Source organism: Micromonospora sp. NPDC050695, from assembly GCF_040654415.1.
GTDB lineage: Bacteria > Actinomycetota > Actinomycetes > Mycobacteriales > Micromonosporaceae > Micromonospora.
In genome coordinates this window covers 15,482-25,821 of record NZ_JBFAHZ010000014.1, presented here as the reverse complement: position 1 = coordinate 25,821, position 10,340 = coordinate 15,482, and the positions used below count along the sequence as shown (strand labels likewise).

Below are 10,340 nucleotides of genomic sequence, written 5' to 3'. Positions count from 1 at the left end.
CGCCGAGTGGCGGGTCACGAGATCACCCGTTGCGGGCTGTGCACGTCGCACGGCTCCGACTCCACCGGCATCCCGCAGATCCCACCCGGCATGTCCGCCATCGGCACGGCGCACACGAACCCGCCCGGCGGCACCGACGGGTCGAACGTCACCGGCGGGTTGCCCTCCACGCAGGTGGCGGTGTGCTCCTCCCGGATCGACTGGCAGCACGGCCACGGCACGCACTTGCCGCAGAACCCGAACCCGACCGGCTCACCCCGACGGTGACCGGACAACCAGCACCGCCACACGTCGCGGGACACACCGAGGATGTACGACCGGGAACCACGGAACCGAACACCGGTGACGCAACCGTTGTGTCCGTCGCCGTACGTGTTGCCGCCACTGCCGGTGATGCCGAGGCTGTAAGCGCGGCGGTCCAACCAGCTGGTGATGCGCCACGTCCGCCACGGCCAGTGCCGGCATTGCCGCTCCAGTCGCTCGGCTTCGGCCTGCTTCACCCACGCGCACAGGTAGCAGGGGATGCCATAGTCGTCGCGGTCATGCACCCACAGCAGGTGGCGCGGTTCGGCGTCGCAGTCCACGAGGCGCAGACCGGCCACGGCGTTAGGGGCGTGCACGGGGCACGGCTGGTCGTCGACCGGGGTGTCGCAGATGTTGCAGGCGAAGACGGTGCCGGCGGGGCCGGTGTACTCGTCGCTGTCGAGCACGAACTGCTCTTGGTAGGCGAGCGTGATCTCAGGCATGGTTGGCCTCCTTCGGTGCGGTGTGGTTGGGGTTGCCGCCGGCCCGCTGCTCACCCAGGGCGTGGGCAGCGCGGGCCAGGGCGGCGGAAACTTCCAGCGCAGCCCACGGGGCGAGCGGCTGGCAGTTCAGGTAGATGACGTCATCGACGCAGGTGACGGTGGTGCCGTTCGCGTCGTAGGGCAGGGCAGTGCGGTGGGCGGCGATCACAGCGGCGTCAGGCATCGCGCACCCCCGACAGGTCGGTGATCGTCAGGACGACCAGACCGAACGGGTGCAGCGTCTTCGCCACCACCGGGCCGATCTTCGGCGCGGTCAGATCCAGGAACTCGGCCGTGTCATCCGGGATGACACCCCAGCCGCGCTCGACCCGTAGGCCGTTGCCGCCTCGCGCCTTCACCCGCTTCTCGGGGGAGAGAGCGTCAATACACGGCTTGATGACGTCCCCGTGATAGTTCGGCGCGTCCCGGCGGCGGTTGGTGGTGAACCGCAACTCCACATCCACACGGACGCGGGTAAGCCCCTTCGGCAGGTCAGCGAGGGCGTACCGGGCGTAGGCGGTTTCCCGCCAGTCCCGACGCCGCCGAGATCCGGCCGACCAGTGCTCGTTGCGGTTGACGGTCTTCATCGGGTGCGGGGCGGGGATCGCCACAGTCCAGGTACGGGTGTCGGTCATGGTGGTCACCGGCCGCCCTCCCGAACGTCGAACCGCAGCACAACCTCGTCGTCCATCGCGTACACGCGCAGCCAACCGCCGTCATCCGGCGCCGCATCCTCGGGCAGGTTGTGCACCCGCCGGTAGGTGATCAGGGCCACCGCCCACGCCTTGTCGAACTCTTCGGCCGGGCAGCCCGTGGGAACCGCCCACTCGTAGGTGCGGGTGGTGTACTCGCGGGCGTCGAAGATGGCCATCAGACGGTCACCCGCTCGGCGCGGCGGGCGGCCAGCGTCGCGGCAACAGCCCGGATCCGGTGGTCGTCAGGCAGCCGCGAACCACACAACCGGATGTACGCGTCAAGCCCAGTCGCGGCGGCTTCGGCCTCGTCGTCGGTCAGCGCATCCAGCCGCAGCCGCGCATTCTCGGCCGCGAACGCCCGGTTGGCCTGGCGCAGCGACTCCAACTCACCGTTGAGGCGGCCAACCTCAACGCACGTGTGCGTGTGGGCGGGGGCGGTCATGCCGGCACCGGCTCTGCGGGCAGCTCGACCGTGATCACAGGCCGGGCGAGCGTTGCGTCCTCATCAAGGTCAGCGGCCGAACATCCGAGGTCGACCAGCACGGAGGCAAGGTCGGTGGTGATGTCGTTCAGCTCGACAGCATCGAGCCCGTCGCCGTTGTTCGCGGCGATGATGTAGTCGCGAACGCTGTCGACCTTCCGGATCGCGCTGGACTGGCTGGCGGTCTGCGCCTTCAAGAGGGCACGCAACTGCTCGATCTCGTCACAAAGGTCGGGCATCAGGGAGCGCGCGACGGCAACGAACAGGGCGTTCTCGCGTGGGCGATCGGAGGCCGACGCCACATCGTCCTCGATCACGGACACCACCTCGCGGCGCATTCCCACCGCCGACTGCACGGTGATGAGCGGCCACCCGTTGGGGTTGTCGTCCGACTCCGGGCATTCCACAACAGCCCACGGGCCAGGCTCAGCAGCGTCGGCGATCTTGCGGATCGCGGCGATGTTGTTGATGGTCATGCCGCCACCCCCGCACCCTGCTCGATCGCGGCGAGGTAGGCGCGGGCGATGCCGAGCGCATGCCGGTCGACGCCGTCGCCGTTGGCCACGTCCTCCAACCACTCGGCGACAAGCAGGGTGACCGTCGGATCCCACGACGCCACGTACTCCCGGTGGGCGGCCGACAGGGACTCCCCGATCAGGTGGCCGTCGTACCCACGGTCCTCGGGGAAGTCGGCGGTGGGCTTCGCGACCACACCGCCGTAACGCCCGGACATGGCGGTGATGAACCAAGGGCCGGGGCAGGCAGTTTCGGCGCGCTCACGCATCAGCCGGGCGGCGGCGCGGATGGTCTCGATGTCGTTCATGCGGGTACCTCCGTGTGGTTGGGGGAGTGCGCCGTGAACCCACCGGCCGGGGTCAACAACACCCAGCCATGGACGGCGTGAAGAACAGGCTTGAGTGCCGGGTCGTCCGACTGGCGGACCGCCCAACCGAACTCGCGGGCCTCGTCGCGGAAGCTCTCCACGTGGCCGTGGCAGAGCGTCGTCCCGGACCCGTGGAGCAGCAGAAGGTTCTGGGGCTGGTTCGCGTCCGGGCGCGCGTCACGGCCCTGGCGGGCGCGGCGGTGCTGCACGGACCAGTCCACGCCGCGCCTGCCGGTAATGACCTGACCGCATCGGGCGCAGCGATTGTGGTCGCGTTTGAAGACCAGGGCGACCGTCTCGTCCGTCGGGCCGGTGTTCTTGGTGGGCTTCCGATCCAGGGCGGCGAACCGGCCACCCTCAGTCGTGCGGTTCAGCGGGGCAGCGGACAGCGTCGAGAACGGGCGGGTGTCACCGGCGGCGGCACGCTCCTCGCGGCGCTTCTGCGACATGTGATTGATCGGCTTTTGACGCTTCAACATCAGCGCTCACCGACTCCGGCCACGGCGAACATCGCCCGCATCGACGCGCCCACGGACTGCAAAGCCCGCAACTCGTCCTGCAACGCCTTCGCCCGACGGTCCGCGTACCGGTAGGCAGCGTCAGCCACATCCCGCATCTCACGCTCACGGCCCGTCTCAAGCTCGGCGGCGTACTTCCGCTCATGAGCAGCGCCACCGTGAGCCATGTACGCGCGAGCAAACGCCGCATCGTAGGTGCGGTCAGCGGCCAGGAAAGCCCGGTACGTTTGGTCGCACACGGCAACGCCCGTGGAGATGTCGTCCGACACCCGCCGGATCTCTTCTTCTACCTGCACCGGGTTCACCTGCACGCTCACACCGCACCACCGAGCGGGCGGATCGGCCATGACGTGGAAACCCCGTCGGCCCGCTGCCGCAACTCCTCAGCGTCCGACAGCTTCGTCACCCGCTCGGCGTCGTCCAGCGCGCGCCGGGCTTCCGACTCCAGCTGGCTTGCCTCACGACGCCAGTAGTCGGCCAACCCGGCAGCCTGCCCCGCGTACCAGCCCACCTGCGCGGCATGCACCTCCGCCAACGTGAGCTTCGCGAACTCTTGGAAGCCGCGGACGATGCGGTCCGGGTAACGCCGGTCCGAGTACATGTCGACAACCGCCAGCGGGTCCGCCAACGCCTGCTGCGCCCGCTGGCCGATCCGGTACGCCACCCGGGCCGCAGCCAGAGCGTCAGCGGTGCAGTCGTGGGCATCCGTGATCCGCGCGCCGTACGTGGCGCACAGGTCGGTCAGCTTCCGCTTCCCCGGCCGGTACCGGTCCAACGCCTTGTCGATGCACATCGGGTCGATGACCGGGCCGATCGGGCGACCGTCAAGCCGCTCCGCCAGGGTAGGCAGGTTGTGGCGGCGCAACTCCCGATCAAGAAGAGTCAAATCGTAGGGAGCATTGGCTATCACAATGGGGAAGCCCTCAACGAGTCCAGCAGCAAGCGTGTTCGCGACCCGCTGTAGCTGCCCTGCTGGCGGCTGACCCTCGGCGCGAAGCCGTTCCGTTGACCACCCGTGCACCGCCACCGCCTCGGCGGGCACGTCCACGCCGGGATCAATCACCACCGAGAGAATGACGGGCGACTCGCCCGGGGCGACAGTGACCACTGACGCGGTAACGATCCGATCCGACTCGACGTCAACCCCAGTCGACTCGCAATCGAAGGCCATGAGCAGTTCCCGGTGCCACGTCATGCCGCACCACCCGTCGGCGGCTCCTGCGACGCCAACCACGCCTCGGGGTCCTTCTCCGGGTCGACAGGCTTGGCGGGCTCAGCGGCGGCAACAACCTCACCCTCCACGAACTCGGGGTGCGTCGTCGCCTCCGCCGGATCAGCCGTCGGAGTGAGATCAACCCGGATGCCCTCATCGGCGGCCAGCGCCATAGCCAGCTCCGTCGACTTCGGCATCCACTTCGCAAGCTGACGGACGCACGTCTTCGCGGCCATGCCATCGAAGTTGCTAACCCACGGCCCAACGATCTCGCCCGCGCGGTTGCGGGCCGTCGCGTGCTTGTCCCGGTAGGCAAGCATCTGCCGGTGGCTCATCACGTAGAACGCGTGGCCCCCGCCCACGAACTTGACGATCGCGTAGTAGGCGACCGGCTTGCCCTCACCGTCGCGAAACAGATCGGGCTTGTGAACGAGTCGATCCGACAGCCCGTAGTCAACGTCGAACTCGTCGCCCTCGTAGACAGTCCGGGCGATCAGCGACGCCACCTTGCCCGACCGGTGCGCTAGCTCGATGAGCCCTTGGTAGCCGATAACCAACTGCGCCTTGTGGCCACCGGACTTGCGGTCCCAGAACGGCAACAGCCACGCATGCCCCAGCACCCCCGGCCGCAGGCCGAGCTGCGCGCATGTCATCAGCGAACCCAACACCGACGGGGCGTCACACTTCGCCAAGTCTTTGGTCATGCGCAGGGCGGTGAGCGCGTCACGGACAAGCTGGGTGGCCTCCGCCCCCCGGGGCATGGCCAGCTGGTATTCCTTCTGCATCGCCCGGATCTGGTCGGCGATCGTGTTGGTGGCGACCCCACCGTTTTCCCGGCGGGTGGCCAGGGCGGTGGCGGCGTTCGGCTGCTGCTTCGCTGTCGTCATATTCAGGCGTCCTTCACATTCAGCGATCGGGTGGAGGGCTTGCGGTACTCGTCGGGATTCGGCGCCGGAACGCCGTGCTGCTCGACCAGGGCGGCCACCATGCGCGGCCAATCAACCTGGCCCTTCTTGTTCGACCAGGTGGCGACGACGTTGCCGTCGACCTTCGCCACCTCGCGGTCACCGATCAGGTTCTTGAGGGCGGCCCCGGCGGTTTCCTTCTCCGCCTTCGCCGCGGACTCCCGGTCGCGGGCATCTCGGTAGGCGTGCCACAGTTCGATGGCGTCGTCCCGGCCGGTCAGGTCAACCTCGGCGGCGGGCTTGTAGGTGGGGTAAAGCTTCGCCATGGCGGCGTTGTCGACCCTGCCGAACGGCGGCTCCACCCCGGCCACGATGTGCTGCTGGTACCAGTCGGTGACCTGCCCCACCAGCTCGTGTTCGATCGCCATGTCCCGCACGACGGTGCGGCGCTGCACACCCATCCCTGCAATCAGGGCGATGATCTCGGCGGCGGGGGCGTCCATCACGTACAGGGACCAGCGGACCTGGAACTCGTAGCCCAGCGGGATGCTGTCGTCAGCCCACCCGGCGGGTGTACCGAATCCGGATTGCAGGCCGGCGGTTTTGGCCTCAACCAACCTGCGGTCGGCGGCCAACCCGTCGGGGGAGCAGCGCTGCCAGTTGTGTCGGGCGTGCGCATAGGTGCGGTACTCAGTGATGGTGACCGGAACGCCGAGGATCCGGTTGGCCTGCGAGATCAGCCACGGCTCCAAGTCCTTGCCCAGGTCGGCGGCAGCCCCGACGTCGTCCTGCCACGACCGGACACCCGTCTTCTCCGCCCACACATCCCAGGGGGTGCGGTAGTTGGAGAAGCCGAGGACGGCGAGGATGTCAGAGCCGCCAAGGCCGTCCCGACGGGCGTGCACCCATTCGTCTTCGGTGGCGTCCCAGCCGATCACGGGGACCGGGCCGGTGAGGGTCTGCGTCATGCGTCGCACCTCGCGTCGATCGCAGCGTCGTAGTCCAGGTCGGCCGTCAAGCACTTCGGCTTGAGGCACGCGGCCAGCAGCGACCCCACCGGGGCCTTGCACGTCGGGCAGGCGACCTGCTGGGTGCTGAGGCTGGGACCGCCCGGCGTCCACGGCGGCATCGGCAGCGGCGGAACCTGCGGCATGGGGTTCGGGTCGGCGAGGGTGACGGTCATCGGGCACCCGCCTTGGCGGCAACATGACCAGCACCGGCGCTCTGCGCGTACCCGGGGTAGAAGAACGGCTTCGACTTGTACTTGCCGCACGAGCAGGAGGCCACGAACCGGCCCGACTTCACCTCAACGGTGCGGATCATGTGCCCGGTCACTGGCCCACCTCGTCGACCAGGAACCCGCCCGGCGGCAGGTCGCACGTCACGCAGCCGTCCGTGTTGCGGGCACCATCCGGGTCGACCGTGCAGGTGCACAGCCGCATGTACTTGCGGGCGATGGTTATCGCGTGCGAAATCTCAGGCGTCTCGCGGCCCGCGTACGGCGCTCGCGCTGCGACGTTGGTCAGCCAGGCGGCGATCAGCGTGGCGACGGCGGGATCCCACGACGCGATGTGCTGGGCGTTCGGCCACTTGTCGGCAAGTCCGAAGGCCTCGCAGACGTTGCCGACCTCACCGACCATGCTGACGATTTCGGCGTCGGCCTCCCACCGGCCCCGCGTCGCACCGTTGGCGCGCTCCCGCATCAGCCGGGCGGCCTCACGCAGCAACTCCACCTCGGCGGACATCAGCGCTCACCGCCCAGGCGTTCCGCCGTGCACTCGTCGCACAACGGGCCAGTCGCCTGAGCCGATTCGCACCCAGAACACTCCATTGCCAGCGCCGCAGCCTCAGCCTCTTGATCCCGCCGTAGGGCAACCTGCTGCGCTTCGTGAACCAGCCCCAAAAACAGCCGGGCGGCCTCAAGTTCGTCGCCCGCCGCGTCGTAGGACGACTGCGGGAGTGTGCCCAAGTCGACTAGGCGCTTGATGTGGTCGATACCCCGCCCGGCGTTGCCGACCCGAATCTGTGCGCGGTGCTCGGCGATCCGCAGGTCAGACGAGGGCAGCGTGTCGAGGTAGGCGCGGAGGGCTTCGGCGATCGGGTCGCCTGCGAGCGCCCGAGTCTGCGCGGCGTGCTCGGCGGCGGCTCGTTCGTCCATCTCCTGCTGGCAGAAGGGGCAGAGGCCGGGCTTGGCGAGGACGGGACTGCCGAGGACGACACCGCAGACCATGCAGAAGTAGTCAGGCTGCGGCGCGGTGATCAGGTCGAAGTCGGTCATCGCTGCGGCTCCGCATCCGACCAGACCAGCCGCGTCCAGGATCGCCACGTCTCACCCATTGCGCTGTGGCTCGACTCGTACTCGATCCAGTCCAGGCCCGAGGTGAAATCGCGGCCCACCTCCCGCATCCGGCGCAACATGCCGGTGTGCGTCTCAGCAGTCTCGGGGGTGTGGACGAATCGTTCGGTGAGTCCGCCGTCGTGGTTGATCGTCGCGGTGAGCCACTGCTTGGACATGCGCTATCGACTCCAGAGGTAGGAGGAGGTCGCTTCATGGGTTGGTGTGCGTCCCGGCGGAGGCAGTCGGTGCGGGCTTGATGCCTGCGGGTGCCGTACCGCCGGGACGTCTGTCGTGTGGGGGTCTGGTTGACCTCCTGACACCCCCAACCCTACCCTGTTCCTTACAAACTTTCTAGCAGACTTCCCAAGGAGTTTTGTATGAAAACCGAGTCGCGCGGCAGCCCTCACGGAAGTTCTGCCGAAAAGCTGTACGATCCCGCCGTGGCGAAGATGCAGCGGCTGAGCGTGGAAAACGCCCGTAAGACCTTCGGTGAAGTCCTCAGAAAGGCCGCCGAAGAGAAGCTGCACACCGTCGTCACACGACACGGCGCGGACATGGGCGTTCTGGTGCCGGTCGAGGACTACAAGCGGTACCGGGAGCAGGACGGCGACCCGACCGAGCTGTAGGCACGTCACGACGGCTCACCCGCCCCGGCCGCAGCAGCCCGCACGATCTCTTCCGCATCCCGCAGCGCCTGAAACTTCGGGTACAGCACCTCGAACGGCGGGTCGTAGTCAGACTCCCCGCAGCGATCACACGATCGCTGCCGTGCCTCAACACCGTCCCGGCTGACGTCGTACCACTCATCCCACTGGTGCCCGGTCGCCTCGCACGTGGCCTTCGCGGCGCAGTGCGAGCACAATGCCCGGCCGTCGGCGACCAGCCAGCCGCGATACTCGGCGTACTCGGTTGCCTTCTGTGCCGTGTCGAAGTGGGGGACGCCGCCGTCCTCCCCGTCCCACGGGTCGATGCAGCCGCCGTCGCAGACGATCTCGAAGCAGGTCCTCGTCTTGAAGCTCACGGCCGCTTGCCGCCGATCGGTGGCAGCAACCGTTGGATCTCCCACAGGCCGTCCATCGGCCACGACTTGAGGTGCTGCAACGCTTCTTCGGCGGCAACGACAGAGGGGTATGGACCCCATGCGCCTTGAACCCCGGATCGGTCGCCGTGGTGCAGGATGATCGCGAACTGCACGCTGTCGTCAGCCACGGCCCACCGCCCGCTGCGAGGGAATGAACACCGTCGCGTCAGGCTGATCCGCGCACCGGGGCAGCAGCTCCGTCACCGGCTCACAGCGTGGACCCTGCGACGGATGCCACCGCTGAGGCACCGGCACCACACCCGCCGCCGGCGTGACCTCGGCGACCGCCTCAGCGTCAGCGCGCCGCCCCGACAGCAGCAGCCACAACAAGCCGGCCGCGCACACGATCAGCACACCGCCGGACACAAACCCGACCACGCCCGGGTCGATCCACTGCACGTCGGCGATCACCGGCGTGCACCCGCCCGCTCAATGACGATCGTGTCGTCATCCGACCGGCGGTACTGCGGGGCGTGAATCGTCGACGTCGTGCGTGGACCAGACCGGCGCGGCAACTCCACCGTCACCACCGACTCCGGCGAATCCGCCACAACCGGCTCCGGCGGACGCGGCGGACGCATCGCCACCACACCGCCCAGGAACGCCACCGACACCAGCAGCAGCAACGCCGCGAACACCTGCATCACCAACAGGGGGGTGACCACAATCAACACCTGCTCAGGCACGATGCGCCCCCGACTCCACCGGACGGGACAGCAACGTCGTCGGTTCATCGCTGGGCGGGACGGGCTGCGCCAGCCAATGCAGCACGTCGTTGCGGTCGCGGATCTGCTCATCGAACGGGCGGTTCACCGGGGCGGCACCGCGCGCCACCCGGTCGAAAATGTCGTTCACCGTGCGTTTCGGGTCCAACACGGGCACCGTTGGCAGCTCAACCATGGGCGGTGCCGAGAGACGGGCGCGCAGCTCGTCAAGCTGCTCATTCGCCCGCGCGTCATCCCGGGCGGCTTCCGCCCGGTCCTGACGCCACAAGACGACCGCCACGCCACCGGCGAAGCCACCCAAAGCCCAGATCAGGGCCTTCGCAAGCTCAAGCAGCAGGACGTCCATCAGGCCACCTGCTGCCGTGTGAACCGGGCCGGCATCTGGTTGGCGTCGGAGGGGCGAGCTCGGCCGATCACACCGTCAGGGCGGACGTAGCTGGCACCAGCGTTGACGCCCGGGTCGCCCGGCCGGATCAGCCGCTCCGTCGGCCCATCGACCCCCTTTGCCACCTCCCACACCCGAGGCATGTTCTTCAGCGGCACGCGGGCGCGGCCCATCGCCGGCAGGACACGCGCGTTGTCGAGCAGGTCGGCGACAGCCGGTGCCGGGGGGAGGGCAGATGCCTCGTTGGGGGCGACACTGCGGCGGGTTGCGAACTGCAACATGCCGGACAACAGAGACGACAGAAACATGAGTGGCTCCCTTCGAAGGGACG

At 68.4% G+C, this 10,340-nt stretch carries 24 protein-coding genes; 1 reads left to right on the top strand and 23 read right to left on the bottom strand.

Annotation, left to right across the window (positions count from 1 at the left end; all coding sequences use genetic code 11):
* Positions 1-14: 14 nt before the first annotated feature.
* From AB0H52_RS13455 to AB0H52_RS13375, 17 genes are read right to left on the bottom strand one after another with little or no spacing between them, the layout of a single operon-like run.
* A complete protein-coding gene (locus AB0H52_RS13455; protein WP_357947294.1) occupies positions 15-746 on the bottom strand; it encodes a hypothetical protein in 732 nt (243 codons plus the stop codon).
* Complete coding sequence (locus AB0H52_RS13450) at positions 739-969, bottom strand: hypothetical protein (protein WP_357947291.1); 231 nt, start codon at positions 967-969, stop codon at positions 739-741. The genes AB0H52_RS13455 and AB0H52_RS13450 overlap by 8 nt, the downstream gene beginning before the upstream one ends.
* The gene (locus tag AB0H52_RS13445; protein ID WP_357947288.1) at positions 962-1,429 is read right to left on the bottom strand and encodes a hypothetical protein; all 468 of its coding nucleotides are present in this window, start codon (positions 1,427-1,429) and stop codon (positions 962-964) included. Before AB0H52_RS13445 ends, AB0H52_RS13450 begins: the two co-directional genes overlap by 8 nt.
* Positions 1,426-1,656 (bottom strand): hypothetical protein, encoded by a 231-nt coding sequence (locus AB0H52_RS13440; protein ID WP_357947285.1) that lies wholly within the window; start codon positions 1,654-1,656, stop codon positions 1,426-1,428. The genes AB0H52_RS13445 and AB0H52_RS13440 overlap by 4 nt, the downstream gene beginning before the upstream one ends.
* Positions 1,656-1,922 (bottom strand): hypothetical protein, encoded by a 267-nt coding sequence (locus AB0H52_RS13435; RefSeq protein WP_357947282.1) that lies wholly within the window; start codon positions 1,920-1,922, stop codon positions 1,656-1,658. Before AB0H52_RS13435 ends, AB0H52_RS13440 begins: the two co-directional genes overlap by 1 nt.
* Entirely contained in the window at positions 1,919-2,437 is a 519-nt protein-coding gene (locus AB0H52_RS13430; RefSeq protein WP_357947279.1) for a hypothetical protein, read from the bottom strand. Before AB0H52_RS13430 ends, AB0H52_RS13435 begins: the two co-directional genes overlap by 4 nt.
* Positions 2,434-2,784 carry a hypothetical protein gene (locus AB0H52_RS13425; protein WP_357947276.1) on the bottom strand — a complete coding sequence of 117 codons (351 nt, stop codon included), beginning with the start codon at positions 2,782-2,784 and terminating at the stop codon, positions 2,434-2,436. Before AB0H52_RS13425 ends, AB0H52_RS13430 begins: the two co-directional genes overlap by 4 nt.
* Positions 2,781-3,323 (bottom strand): hypothetical protein, encoded by a 543-nt coding sequence (locus AB0H52_RS13420; protein ID WP_357947273.1) that lies wholly within the window; start codon positions 3,321-3,323, stop codon positions 2,781-2,783. Before AB0H52_RS13420 ends, AB0H52_RS13425 begins: the two co-directional genes overlap by 4 nt.
* Entirely contained in the window at positions 3,323-3,679 is a 357-nt protein-coding gene (locus tag AB0H52_RS13415) for a hypothetical protein (protein WP_357947270.1), read from the bottom strand. The genes AB0H52_RS13420 and AB0H52_RS13415 overlap by 1 nt, the downstream gene beginning before the upstream one ends.
* Positions 3,676-4,557, bottom strand: a complete 882-nt coding sequence (locus AB0H52_RS13410) for an exonuclease domain-containing protein (RefSeq protein WP_357947267.1) — start codon at positions 4,555-4,557, stop codon at positions 3,676-3,678. Before AB0H52_RS13410 ends, AB0H52_RS13415 begins: the two co-directional genes overlap by 4 nt.
* The gene (recT, locus tag AB0H52_RS13405) at positions 4,554-5,462 is read right to left on the bottom strand and encodes a recombination protein RecT (RefSeq protein WP_357947264.1); all 909 of its coding nucleotides are present in this window, start codon (positions 5,460-5,462) and stop codon (positions 4,554-4,556) included. Before recT ends, AB0H52_RS13410 begins: the two co-directional genes overlap by 4 nt.
* 2 nt (positions 5,463-5,464) lie before the next feature.
* Positions 5,465-6,448 (bottom strand): YqaJ viral recombinase family protein, encoded by a 984-nt coding sequence (locus tag AB0H52_RS13400; protein WP_357947262.1) that lies wholly within the window; start codon positions 6,446-6,448, stop codon positions 5,465-5,467.
* Positions 6,445-6,663, bottom strand: a complete 219-nt coding sequence (locus tag AB0H52_RS13395; protein WP_357947259.1) for a hypothetical protein — start codon at positions 6,661-6,663, stop codon at positions 6,445-6,447. Before AB0H52_RS13395 ends, AB0H52_RS13400 begins: the two co-directional genes overlap by 4 nt.
* Positions 6,660-6,815: a hypothetical protein gene (locus tag AB0H52_RS13390; RefSeq protein WP_357947256.1), complete on the bottom strand. Its 156-nt coding sequence runs from the start codon at positions 6,813-6,815 to the stop codon at positions 6,660-6,662. The genes AB0H52_RS13395 and AB0H52_RS13390 overlap by 4 nt, the downstream gene beginning before the upstream one ends.
* Complete coding sequence (locus AB0H52_RS13385) at positions 6,812-7,225, bottom strand: hypothetical protein (protein WP_357947253.1); 414 nt, start codon at positions 7,223-7,225, stop codon at positions 6,812-6,814. The genes AB0H52_RS13390 and AB0H52_RS13385 overlap by 4 nt, the downstream gene beginning before the upstream one ends.
* Entirely contained in the window at positions 7,225-7,758 is a 534-nt protein-coding gene (locus tag AB0H52_RS13380; protein ID WP_357947250.1) for a hypothetical protein, read from the bottom strand. Before AB0H52_RS13380 ends, AB0H52_RS13385 begins: the two co-directional genes overlap by 1 nt.
* The gene (locus AB0H52_RS13375; protein WP_357947247.1) at positions 7,755-7,994 is read right to left on the bottom strand and encodes a hypothetical protein; all 240 of its coding nucleotides are present in this window, start codon (positions 7,992-7,994) and stop codon (positions 7,755-7,757) included. Before AB0H52_RS13375 ends, AB0H52_RS13380 begins: the two co-directional genes overlap by 4 nt.
* Positions 7,995-8,195: 201 nt before the next feature.
* Between AB0H52_RS13375 and AB0H52_RS13370 the strand changes: the two genes are divergently transcribed.
* The gene (locus tag AB0H52_RS13370) at positions 8,196-8,444 is read left to right on the top strand and encodes a type II toxin-antitoxin system Phd/YefM family antitoxin (protein WP_357947244.1); all 249 of its coding nucleotides are present in this window, start codon (positions 8,196-8,198) and stop codon (positions 8,442-8,444) included.
* 5 nt (positions 8,445-8,449) lie between these two features.
* On the opposite strand, the gene AB0H52_RS13365 is transcribed toward AB0H52_RS13370, so the two are convergent.
* The 6 genes from AB0H52_RS13365 to AB0H52_RS13340 are packed head-to-tail and all read right to left on the bottom strand — an operon-like array spanning position 8,450 to position 10,317.
* Positions 8,450-8,839: a hypothetical protein gene (locus tag AB0H52_RS13365; protein ID WP_357947241.1), complete on the bottom strand. Its 390-nt coding sequence runs from the start codon at positions 8,837-8,839 to the stop codon at positions 8,450-8,452.
* Complete coding sequence (locus tag AB0H52_RS13360) at positions 8,836-9,027, bottom strand: hypothetical protein (RefSeq protein ID WP_357947238.1); 192 nt, start codon at positions 9,025-9,027, stop codon at positions 8,836-8,838. Before AB0H52_RS13360 ends, AB0H52_RS13365 begins: the two co-directional genes overlap by 4 nt.
* Positions 9,020-9,310 (bottom strand): hypothetical protein, encoded by a 291-nt coding sequence (locus AB0H52_RS13355; protein WP_357947235.1) that lies wholly within the window; start codon positions 9,308-9,310, stop codon positions 9,020-9,022. Before AB0H52_RS13355 ends, AB0H52_RS13360 begins: the two co-directional genes overlap by 8 nt.
* Positions 9,307-9,564: a hypothetical protein gene (locus tag AB0H52_RS13350; RefSeq protein ID WP_357947232.1), complete on the bottom strand. Its 258-nt coding sequence runs from the start codon at positions 9,562-9,564 to the stop codon at positions 9,307-9,309. Before AB0H52_RS13350 ends, AB0H52_RS13355 begins: the two co-directional genes overlap by 4 nt.
* Positions 9,565-9,577: 13 nt before the next feature.
* Complete coding sequence (locus tag AB0H52_RS13345; protein WP_357947229.1) at positions 9,578-9,970, bottom strand: hypothetical protein; 393 nt, start codon at positions 9,968-9,970, stop codon at positions 9,578-9,580.
* Positions 9,970-10,317 carry a hypothetical protein gene (locus AB0H52_RS13340; RefSeq protein ID WP_357947226.1) on the bottom strand — a complete coding sequence of 116 codons (348 nt, stop codon included), beginning with the start codon at positions 10,315-10,317 and terminating at the stop codon, positions 9,970-9,972. Before AB0H52_RS13340 ends, AB0H52_RS13345 begins: the two co-directional genes overlap by 1 nt.
* Positions 10,318-10,340 lie beyond the last annotated feature (23 nt).

Excerpts from the sequence above, each read along its gene's own strand:
- AB0H52_RS13380 (WP_357947250.1), bottom strand. The coding sequence starts at position 7,758 with ATGACCGACTTCGACCTGATCACCGCGCCGCAGCCTGACTACTTCTGC.
- AB0H52_RS13435 (WP_357947282.1), bottom strand. The coding sequence starts at position 1,922 with ATGACCGCCCCCGCCCACACGCACACGTGCGTTGAGGTTGGCCGCCTC.
- recT (WP_357947264.1), bottom strand. The coding sequence starts at position 5,462 with ATGACGACAGCGAAGCAGCAGCCGAACGCCGCCACCGCCCTGGCCACC.
- AB0H52_RS13385 (WP_357947253.1), bottom strand. The coding sequence starts at position 7,225 with ATGTCCGCCGAGGTGGAGTTGCTGCGTGAGGCCGCCCGGCTGATGCGG.
- AB0H52_RS13440 (WP_357947285.1), bottom strand. The coding sequence starts at position 1,656 with ATGGCCATCTTCGACGCCCGCGAGTACACCACCCGCACCTACGAGTGG.
- AB0H52_RS13430 (WP_357947279.1), bottom strand. The coding sequence starts at position 2,437 with ATGACCATCAACAACATCGCCGCGATCCGCAAGATCGCCGACGCTGCT.
- AB0H52_RS13420 (WP_357947273.1), bottom strand. The coding sequence starts at position 3,323 with ATGTTGAAGCGTCAAAAGCCGATCAATCACATGTCGCAGAAGCGCCGC.
- AB0H52_RS13345 (WP_357947229.1), bottom strand. The coding sequence starts at position 9,970 with ATGGACGTCCTGCTGCTTGAGCTTGCGAAGGCCCTGATCTGGGCTTTG.
- AB0H52_RS13425 (WP_357947276.1), bottom strand. The coding sequence starts at position 2,784 with ATGAACGACATCGAGACCATCCGCGCCGCCGCCCGGCTGATGCGTGAG.
- AB0H52_RS13395 (WP_357947259.1), bottom strand. The coding sequence starts at position 6,663 with ATGACCGTCACCCTCGCCGACCCGAACCCCATGCCGCAGGTTCCGCCG.
- AB0H52_RS13340 (WP_357947226.1), bottom strand. The coding sequence starts at position 10,317 with ATGTTTCTGTCGTCTCTGTTGTCCGGCATGTTGCAGTTCGCAACCCGC.
- AB0H52_RS13370 (WP_357947244.1), top strand. The coding sequence starts at position 8,196 with ATGAAAACCGAGTCGCGCGGCAGCCCTCACGGAAGTTCTGCCGAAAAG.
- AB0H52_RS13450 (WP_357947291.1), bottom strand. The coding sequence starts at position 969 with ATGCCTGACGCCGCTGTGATCGCCGCCCACCGCACTGCCCTGCCCTAC.
- AB0H52_RS13455 (WP_357947294.1), bottom strand. The coding sequence starts at position 746 with ATGCCTGAGATCACGCTCGCCTACCAAGAGCAGTTCGTGCTCGACAGC.
- AB0H52_RS13410 (WP_357947267.1), bottom strand. The coding sequence starts at position 4,557 with ATGACGTGGCACCGGGAACTGCTCATGGCCTTCGATTGCGAGTCGACT.
- AB0H52_RS13400 (WP_357947262.1), bottom strand. The coding sequence starts at position 6,448 with ATGACGCAGACCCTCACCGGCCCGGTCCCCGTGATCGGCTGGGACGCC.
- AB0H52_RS13375 (WP_357947247.1), bottom strand. The coding sequence starts at position 7,994 with ATGTCCAAGCAGTGGCTCACCGCGACGATCAACCACGACGGCGGACTC.